This is a genomic window from Moorena sp. SIO4G3 (genome assembly GCF_010692305.1).
In the GTDB taxonomy this organism is placed as follows: Bacteria; Cyanobacteriota; Cyanobacteriia; order Cyanobacteriales; family Coleofasciculaceae; genus Moorena; species Moorena producens_A.
In genome coordinates this window covers 1-7,033 of sequence record NZ_JAAHIG010000433.1, presented here as the reverse complement: position 1 = coordinate 7,033, position 7,033 = coordinate 1, and the positions used below count along the sequence as shown (strand labels likewise).

7 protein-coding genes are annotated in these 7,033 nt (G+C 45.9%); 4 read left to right on the top strand and 3 right to left on the bottom strand.

What is annotated here, in order from left to right; genetic code table 11:
• Nucleotides 1-74 precede the first annotated feature (74 nt).
• Together F6J99_RS39100 and F6J99_RS39095 are read left to right on the top strand one after the other, a co-directional pair.
• Nucleotides 75-1,298, top strand: a complete 1,224-nt coding sequence (locus tag F6J99_RS39100; protein ID WP_293121450.1) for a sulfite exporter TauE/SafE family protein — start codon at nt 75-77, stop codon at nt 1,296-1,298.
• A gap of 638 nt (nt 1,299-1,936) precedes the next feature.
• A complete protein-coding gene (locus F6J99_RS39095; protein ID WP_293121448.1) occupies nt 1,937-2,377 on the top strand; it encodes a hypothetical protein in 441 nt (146 codons plus the stop codon).
• Nucleotides 2,378-2,446: 69 nt separating this feature from the next.
• On the opposite strand, the gene F6J99_RS39090 is transcribed toward F6J99_RS39095, so the two are convergent.
• Nucleotides 2,447-2,695: a YggT family protein gene (locus F6J99_RS39090; RefSeq protein WP_070393010.1), complete on the bottom strand. Its 249-nt coding sequence runs from the start codon at nt 2,693-2,695 to the stop codon at nt 2,447-2,449.
• Between the two features lie 388 nt (nt 2,696-3,083).
• Here F6J99_RS39090 and F6J99_RS39085 point away from each other — a divergent pair, with 388 nt between their 5' ends.
• Entirely contained in the window at nt 3,084-3,239 is a 156-nt protein-coding gene (locus F6J99_RS39085) for a hypothetical protein (RefSeq protein ID WP_293121446.1), read from the top strand.
• Nucleotides 3,240-3,387: 148 nt separating this feature from the next.
• On the opposite strand, the gene F6J99_RS39080 is transcribed toward F6J99_RS39085, so the two are convergent.
• Together F6J99_RS39080 and upp are read right to left on the bottom strand one after the other, a co-directional pair.
• On the bottom strand, nt 3,388-3,723 hold the full coding sequence (locus F6J99_RS39080) for a hypothetical protein (protein ID WP_293121444.1): 336 nt from the start codon (nt 3,721-3,723) through the stop codon (nt 3,388-3,390).
• 311 nt (nt 3,724-4,034) lie between these two features.
• Nucleotides 4,035-4,685 (bottom strand): uracil phosphoribosyltransferase, encoded by a 651-nt coding sequence (upp, locus tag F6J99_RS39075; protein WP_070393008.1) that lies wholly within the window; start codon nt 4,683-4,685, stop codon nt 4,035-4,037.
• 775 nt (nt 4,686-5,460) lie between these two features.
• Between upp and crtH the strand changes: the two genes are divergently transcribed.
• Nucleotides 5,461-7,011: a carotenoid isomerase gene (crtH, locus tag F6J99_RS39070; protein ID WP_293121442.1), complete on the top strand. Its 1,551-nt coding sequence runs from the start codon at nt 5,461-5,463 to the stop codon at nt 7,009-7,011.
• Nucleotides 7,012-7,033 lie beyond the last annotated feature (22 nt).

The following is a 7,033-nucleotide window of genomic DNA, read 5'->3' as shown; positions in this document are numbered from 1 at the left end:
ATAAGTTCACAATAAGGATAAATGACTAATGATAATATTTATCATAGTTTACAGTTAATGAACATAAGCACGGAATGGTTTTAGATTTGCTGCTGGTCATGACCCTAGGGTTTCTGGGGAGTTTTGGTCATTGTGTGGCGATGTGTGGACCTCTGGCAGTGGCATTTTCCCTATCTCAGCAGGAGGAAAAGTCTCCAAAGTGGCTCCATCAGCTGGGTTTTCATAGTCTACTTAACTTAGGACGAACAATTAGTTATGCTCTCGTCGGAGCTGCACTTGGGGGTATGGGTTCAGTCTTGATTGCCAGTGGTCAGTTGGCTGGGATTGGCAGTGGATTGCGCCAAGCCATGGCAATTCTGACTGGTTTAATGCTTATTTGGTTTGGCTGTGTGCAGCTTAAACCCGATTGGATTCCCCGTCTGCCCCTATTACACCCCCTATCTAAAGGGATTGGGCATCAACGGCTGACGGTCGCCATGAGTAAACTGTCTGGGGAATCTCATTGGTGGACACCAGGGCTTTTAGGAGGAGTCTGGGGTTTGATGCCCTGTGGCTTCCTGTATGCTGCTCAGATTAAAGCAGCGGAAATGGGTAATCTCTGGTGGGGAGCAGCAACGATGCTGGCCTTTGGACTGGGAACTATGCCCATGATGCTAGGAGTGGGTGTATCTGCATCTAGACTCAGTGTTAGCAAGCGCAGCCAGCTGTTTCGCCTAGGAGGTTGGGTTACCCTCACGATTGGTATTTTAACCCTTCTGCGTACCGATGCTATGGTGGATTACACCGGTCATGGGGCGCTGCTGTTACTGATGTTAGCTTTGATTGCTCGTCCGATTAGTCGTTTGTGGGCTGGGCTGTTACGCTATCGTCGGGCTTTAGGAGTGGGGGCATTTGTGTTGGCGATCGCTCATACATTTTTTAGGCTAGACCATGCCTTGAACTGGAAGTTAGATGCCATGGGCTTTATGTTACCGCAGCATAAGTGGGGTCTGTTAGCAGGAATTTTAGCGCTTGTGTTGATTACCCCAGCTGCCCTCACGAGTTTTGACCGCTTACAGAAGGGTTTGGGCAAGCTTTGGCGACGGATTCATTTATTGAGTATCCCTGCTTTAGTCCTAGCTGCAATTCATAGCGTGATGATTGGTTCGAGCTACCTTGGACAGTTAGCTTGGACTGGAAACCACCAACTCAGAGCTGTGAGTTTGGGAATAATTACCTTAGGAGTTTTGCTAGTGCGATCGCGTATTGTTTGGTCAGGGTTATCCCTAGAAAAGTTCTACCTTCCCCCCAAATCTTAGTAATGGTCACGCTTTGCTAGCAATAATTTCCCGCGCGCCAAATCTCAAACTATAATAGCGTGTTAATCATAACTATCGCTTTTATCCTACTTATCAGGTGTAGTCATTTTTAGGCTTCCGACTCCCTAAACCCTGAAGAGCTTAGTAAATCAGCGATATTACCTATAGTTAGCGATATTTTCTGTGGTTCAAACTAAATTTTATTTACAATTTAGCCAAACCGGGAGAAGCCCCGCACTTTACCCTATCGGGTCAGTCTCGGGATCAAGCGCAGGGCAAGGGGAGGAACGTCCACATGCCAATGTGATATACTATAAATAGTAGGGAAGACAAATTAAGAGCTAACCGCCACCTACTAACAGCAACCTTGAAAAGCACCGAAATGGGGTTCCATCCAGAAAAAAAACTTGATAGATTAAGTTATCTGTGGATGGGGAAAATGCCAGCAGTACTTTGGTTCTAGAACGATTTGTATTGTTCCGGCGCGGAGGGGCATCCCGTGTCGTTAATAAAGCTTACCGTGCATCCTAAGCAGTAGCTGGAGTTGGTAAGAAGCCCGCGCTGTAACGTGCTTATCAGCGTCGGGAGTATGTCACATGTAAAGTAGCTGTAATGTTAATAATTTTTTGGTGGGCTTTATGGGATTGCGAAATTGGTTAACTGCTACTGCTGTAGCTTGTCTGATTTGGGTGATCAGCTCGGCATTTGCGCCCCCTGCTTTGGCTGTGATCCGCATTAAACTCTTCGATTTGTCTTCCCAGGAGTGTCCCTCAGAAATCGGGCAAGGCATGGTGACCGTTGGTGGGGGGTCGGCTAGGCAGGCTGGTTGCTATCTGATCAAGGGTAAAGCCAAGAATCCCACTAACAAAATGGTGCTTGATGCTGATGTTTCTGGTCGTATCTACGATGCTAATGGCAATAATACCTTCCCAAATCGGAGTCGCGTAGGGTCAATTGATGAAGTGCCAAAAGGGATCAGTGATTTTGAAATCCGGGTTACAGTTCCTGCTAATGTAAAAACGCCTCTGATCCTTAAGGGTTTTAAGGCATCCGGTTTTAGGCACAAAATCGGTCGGTGATTAGCTTAAAGGGGGATTAAGCCCACGCTGACGCTTCTCTTTCAGACGTGGGGCTTCTCCCCGTTTAAGCTAAAACGCCCCAGCTAAAATTTGTAGAAGGAAAATCGCCAGTATGGGGGAAAAATCTATACCTCCAAGGGGTGGAATGAAGGAACGGAAAATATTCAGGTAAGGGTCAGTAATTGGACTTAAGACAGAAGCGACCTGATTCGCCCAATCCATTGTTTGAAACCAAGTTAACAGAATTCGGACAATTAATAGAACTAGATAGATTTGGATAAAGCTCTGGAGAGTGCTAGCCAACAGTTCTGTAGCCATAGATTTATAAGCTTTCTTACTAAGTTTTTATCTTAATGTTAAGTTTAACGAATTTGAGCACCCTGTGCCTGAATACCAAGTCATTGACACTCCCCGCTTTAAAAAGACGGGGATTCCTAGATCTACGACCGACCTTAAACCTCCGTGTCCAAATGGCAATATCTAAACCTGAATCCCGTCCAGACCAAGAATCTAGTTCAGTTCACGAAAGACCCAGCGGGCTAGTCTCGCGATAGCGTTTAGTAACAAGCTTGGAAAGTGCCTTATAAAGTCCGTTACTTTCCCGTTTTACTTGGTTTCGGCGTGCCCCGCCGTACCATTTTTCTCTCAAGTTGTGATCTTGCTGGGTTGACACACCAATTGTTAGTTGATGATTGGGTTTTTAGCGATGCAGCGCGGTCTTGGGGGTTTCCCCCATGAGCGACTGCATCAAGAAAGGAGGACTTTCCCTACCCTCCGGGCATTACTACTTTTAGGTCAAACAATTGCGGGTCTCTCTCCCGGTTGTGCCTCGGTTTTTCAGCCTGTACCCATATCTAAATGATACTTTAGCGCAGGTATTGTCAACCTTTTTGATGAAATTGCATCTAGGCGACTAAAGTCGCTAACTGGCTTTCATCGCCGGTTTAAAAACGCGGGGCTTTCAGCCTTGGGAGTTTCGTAAAGCTTTAAAATACCTACTTCAAATTTTTTCACGGCTCAAGCACCCGTTCCTGTGTATTTGCCTCAGCTTGACCTTTCACTGTGTTGACTTGTTGACGTACATCGTCAATTGCTGAATTCAGCTGGGCAATTTTGTCTTCCAAACTCTGACGTGCCGCCTCAATGCTTGCTTCTGCCTTTAGTTCGCGCCTCCTCGCCCTAATTGCCTTAGGGTCTGAGCGCTCCGAATTTAACAAAGACTGATCTTCCTCATCGTTTTGATTACTTTTGCCAGCAGTAACCAAAGCGCCGATTAATCCACCTACCAACCCCCCGACTACTGCTCCAGTCAGGAATCCACTTGCAAAACCATCTTGCTGACTCATGTTGCTATGTTGCCCTTGATTTTAAAAATGCAGCTTTTATCCAGATTAACCCATCAAGTTTGAGAGGATCTTGCTGATTAGACAAGGGGTTTGGTACCAGCCCTTAATTATATAGTATCGTATCGGAAGCCTTTTGAACAAGACTTTGAAAGCCCGGTCTGGTAAGCGAGGGGGGAGTGTGAACCTTGGAAGCCTGATCAGGAAGTCTAGGTAGAGGTGTTCCAGGCCACACCTCTACTATCAGTTGGATACTATCAGTTTGATTTGCAGTCTAAGTCTGTGAGGGTAATAGGGGTTAGTTGCTGCTCAGGTCAAGTTCCAAAAGCGCGATCGCCTGCATCACCCAAGCCTGGTACTATATATCCCTTAGCATTGACTTCCTCATCAATCATGCCAGTGTAGATGGTCAAACTAGGATAATCTGCCCCCAACTTTTGTAAGGCTGGTGGTGCTGCTACCACGCTAATAATCCGTGTTAAGTCTGGTGTTGCTCCTCGTTTTTTCAGTTCTGACATTGCTAACATCATTGTGCCACCAGTAGCCAGCATCGGGTCGAGAACTAGGATTCGTGTATTTGGGTCAAACTGATTGGGTAAGGTATTCAGGTAAAAACTGGCTTGTAAGGTTTCCTCATTTCTAACCAGACCAAGGTGATAAACCGATGCCAAGGGCAGCAACGTTTGGGCTCCATCTAAGAGCGCTAGTCCAGCCCGCAAAATTGGCACAACTACGATGGGTACTTCTGGGTTCACCATAGTTACCTTGCACGGCGCTAGGGGAGTTTGCACTGTTAGTTCTTCATTCGGCAACCAATCCCGCATTGCTTCATAGGTCAACCAGCGTCCCAACTCGGTCATAGCGCTTTTGAACAATGGAGGTGGTGTCGAGGCATCACGGGCAACCCCTAGCCAGTGCTTAACTAGGGGATGGGGTGGGACATAGACACGTAGTTGGAGAGTCATAGGTAGTAACTATAAGAATTAGTGAGAAACAAATTAGGTAGTGTTAAAGGAATTGGGCAGTAGGGTTTTTCGGAATAACCACAAGTCTTAATCTAGTTGATGATAGTTTCAAGTTTTACATTGATGAACACAGTATTAACGATAGTTTGCTTGATTCAAGCAAACCCTATACAAGTTGTCAAAATACAGACAGCACTCAAAGGGTTTGCGGATGCTTGTAACTATGCCAATAATACTGTCAAGTCGTCAATTACAAGTAAAAACACCCTGTCAGCTCACATATAAACCTGAGGGGGTGAGCGGGTGTGGGCGGGGGCGCGGGGTGTCATGATTGCCTTAGTTCTCAAAAAGTCAGGACTTACGCACACAATCCATGGGTAGGGTGGGCAAAACCTTGCCCACCCTACAGGTAGCGTTAAATTGAGGGATTTGCGTAAGTCCTAAAAGTTTTCCTTACAGGTTCGCCCACACCCAGTAAGGCTAACAAGGCTGGTTGTTAGCCTCCTAGGTGGGATGGTTAGCTAACACTTCCGACACTCCCGACACTCCCGACACTCCCCTTTCAAGAAAAATGTTTTTGATTATGTTGACATTATTTTTCAACAAGCTTATAGTAGTAATAAGTGTTCTCCTCTCATTAAGGATAGGCGGGTGGGACCGGTACGCAGCAGCAGGCTGGTGCCCACTTTTTTTTTTGCATTGGTAATGAACTCTTATATCAACAAGAAACGCTAAACTCAGATCCATCAGTTAATCTATTTAAATTACTAATTCCATGACTGCTGGATCCCAACCTTGCCCATCAAGCAATCAATCCCATACCATTTCCAATCAATCGGTATTTGATACTATTGTGATTGGCTCTGGTATTGGGGGGCTAGTAACCGCAACTCAGTTGGCAGCGAAGGGAGCGAGTGTGCTGGTGCTAGAAAGCTATATCATTCCTGGTGGTAGTTCGGGTTACTTCGAGCGAGAGGGATATCGCTTTGATGTGGGAGCATCAATGATTTTTGGGTTTGGCACCGAAGGGACAACCAATCTACTTACCCGAGCCCTTGAGGCTGTCAATGTCAGTCTGGAAACAATTCCAGATCCAGTGCAGATTCACTATCATCTGCCTGGTGATCTAGAGCTCAAAGTCCACCGAGAGTATGAGAATTTTTTGCAAGAACTTACTGCTCACTTCCCTGACCAAGGCCAAGGGATTCGCAAATTTTACGATGAATGCTGGAAGGTCTTTAATTGCCTGAATGCGATGGACTTACTGTCCTTGGAAGAACTTGGCTATTTGACCAGGGTATTTTTCCAGCATCCCTTGGCTTGCTTGGGTTTAGTGAAGTACCTGCCCCAAAATGTGGGAGACATTGCTCGCAAGTATATTAGCGACCTTAAGTTGCTGAAATTTATAGACATGGAATGTTATTGCTGGTCTGTGGTACCTGCTGACAAAACACCGATGATTAATGCTGGAATGGTGTTTTCTGACCGACATTACGGTGGGATTAATTATCCGGTAGGAGGTGTAGGAAAAATCGCCCAAAAACTAGTGGAGGGATTTGAAAAAGCTGGAGGTCAGATTCTTTATAAAGCTCGAGTCGGGAAAATTCTGCTGGAAAAGGGTAAGGCAGTGGGTGTCCAGCTAGTCAATGGTAAAGAGTATCGAGCAAAACGAATTGTTTCCAATGCTACCCGTTGGGATACATTTGAGAAATTCCTGCCAGCTGACCAGATGCCAGCAGCTGAGCGGAAATGGCAACAGCGTTATCAGAAATCACCGGGTTTTTTGAGTTTACATTTAGGGGTAAAGGCAGATGTTTTACCACCTGGTACAGAGTGTCACCATATTGTCCTAGAAGACTGGGAAAATATGGAGGATGCGGAAGGGACTATTTTTGTTTCGATTCCAACCTTGCTTGATCCCAATTTAGCCCCAGAAGGCTATCATATTTTACACACGTTTACCCCGAGCTGGATGGAAGATTGGCAAGGGTTATCCCCTCGTCAGTACGAAAATAAGAAGGAAGAGGCCGCTGGAAGCTTAATTGAGCGACTGGAGACGATTTTTCCTGGTTTAGATGCTGGATTGGATTACATGGAGGTGGGTACACCACGGAGTCATCGACGATTTTTGAACCGTATGGATGGAACCTATGGGCCAATTCCCAGCCGCAAGTTAATGGGATTGTTGGGAATGCCGTTTAATCGCACTGCTATTCCAGGGCTTTATTGTGTTGGGGATAGTACCTTTCCGGGGCAGGGTTTAAATGCAGTAGCGTTTTCGGGATTTGCTTGTGCTCACCGTATTGCTGTGGATTTGGGATTATAGGTAGAATTATTTTTAGGGAACA

Coding starts and splice junctions, on each gene's coding strand:
- upp (WP_070393008.1), bottom strand. CDS start 4,685: ATGACTCTCCAACTACGTGTCTATGTCCCACCCCATCCCCTAGTTAAG.
- F6J99_RS39080 (WP_293121444.1), bottom strand. CDS start 3,723: ATGAGTCAGCAAGATGGTTTTGCAAGTGGATTCCTGACTGGAGCAGTA.
- F6J99_RS39085 (WP_293121446.1), top strand. CDS start 3,084: ATGCAGCGCGGTCTTGGGGGTTTCCCCCATGAGCGACTGCATCAAGAA.
- F6J99_RS39090 (WP_070393010.1), bottom strand. CDS start 2,695: ATGGCTACAGAACTGTTGGCTAGCACTCTCCAGAGCTTTATCCAAATC.
- F6J99_RS39095 (WP_293121448.1), top strand. CDS start 1,937: ATGGGATTGCGAAATTGGTTAACTGCTACTGCTGTAGCTTGTCTGATT.
- F6J99_RS39100 (WP_293121450.1), top strand. CDS start 75: ATGGTTTTAGATTTGCTGCTGGTCATGACCCTAGGGTTTCTGGGGAGT.
- crtH (WP_293121442.1), top strand. CDS start 5,461: ATGACTGCTGGATCCCAACCTTGCCCATCAAGCAATCAATCCCATACC.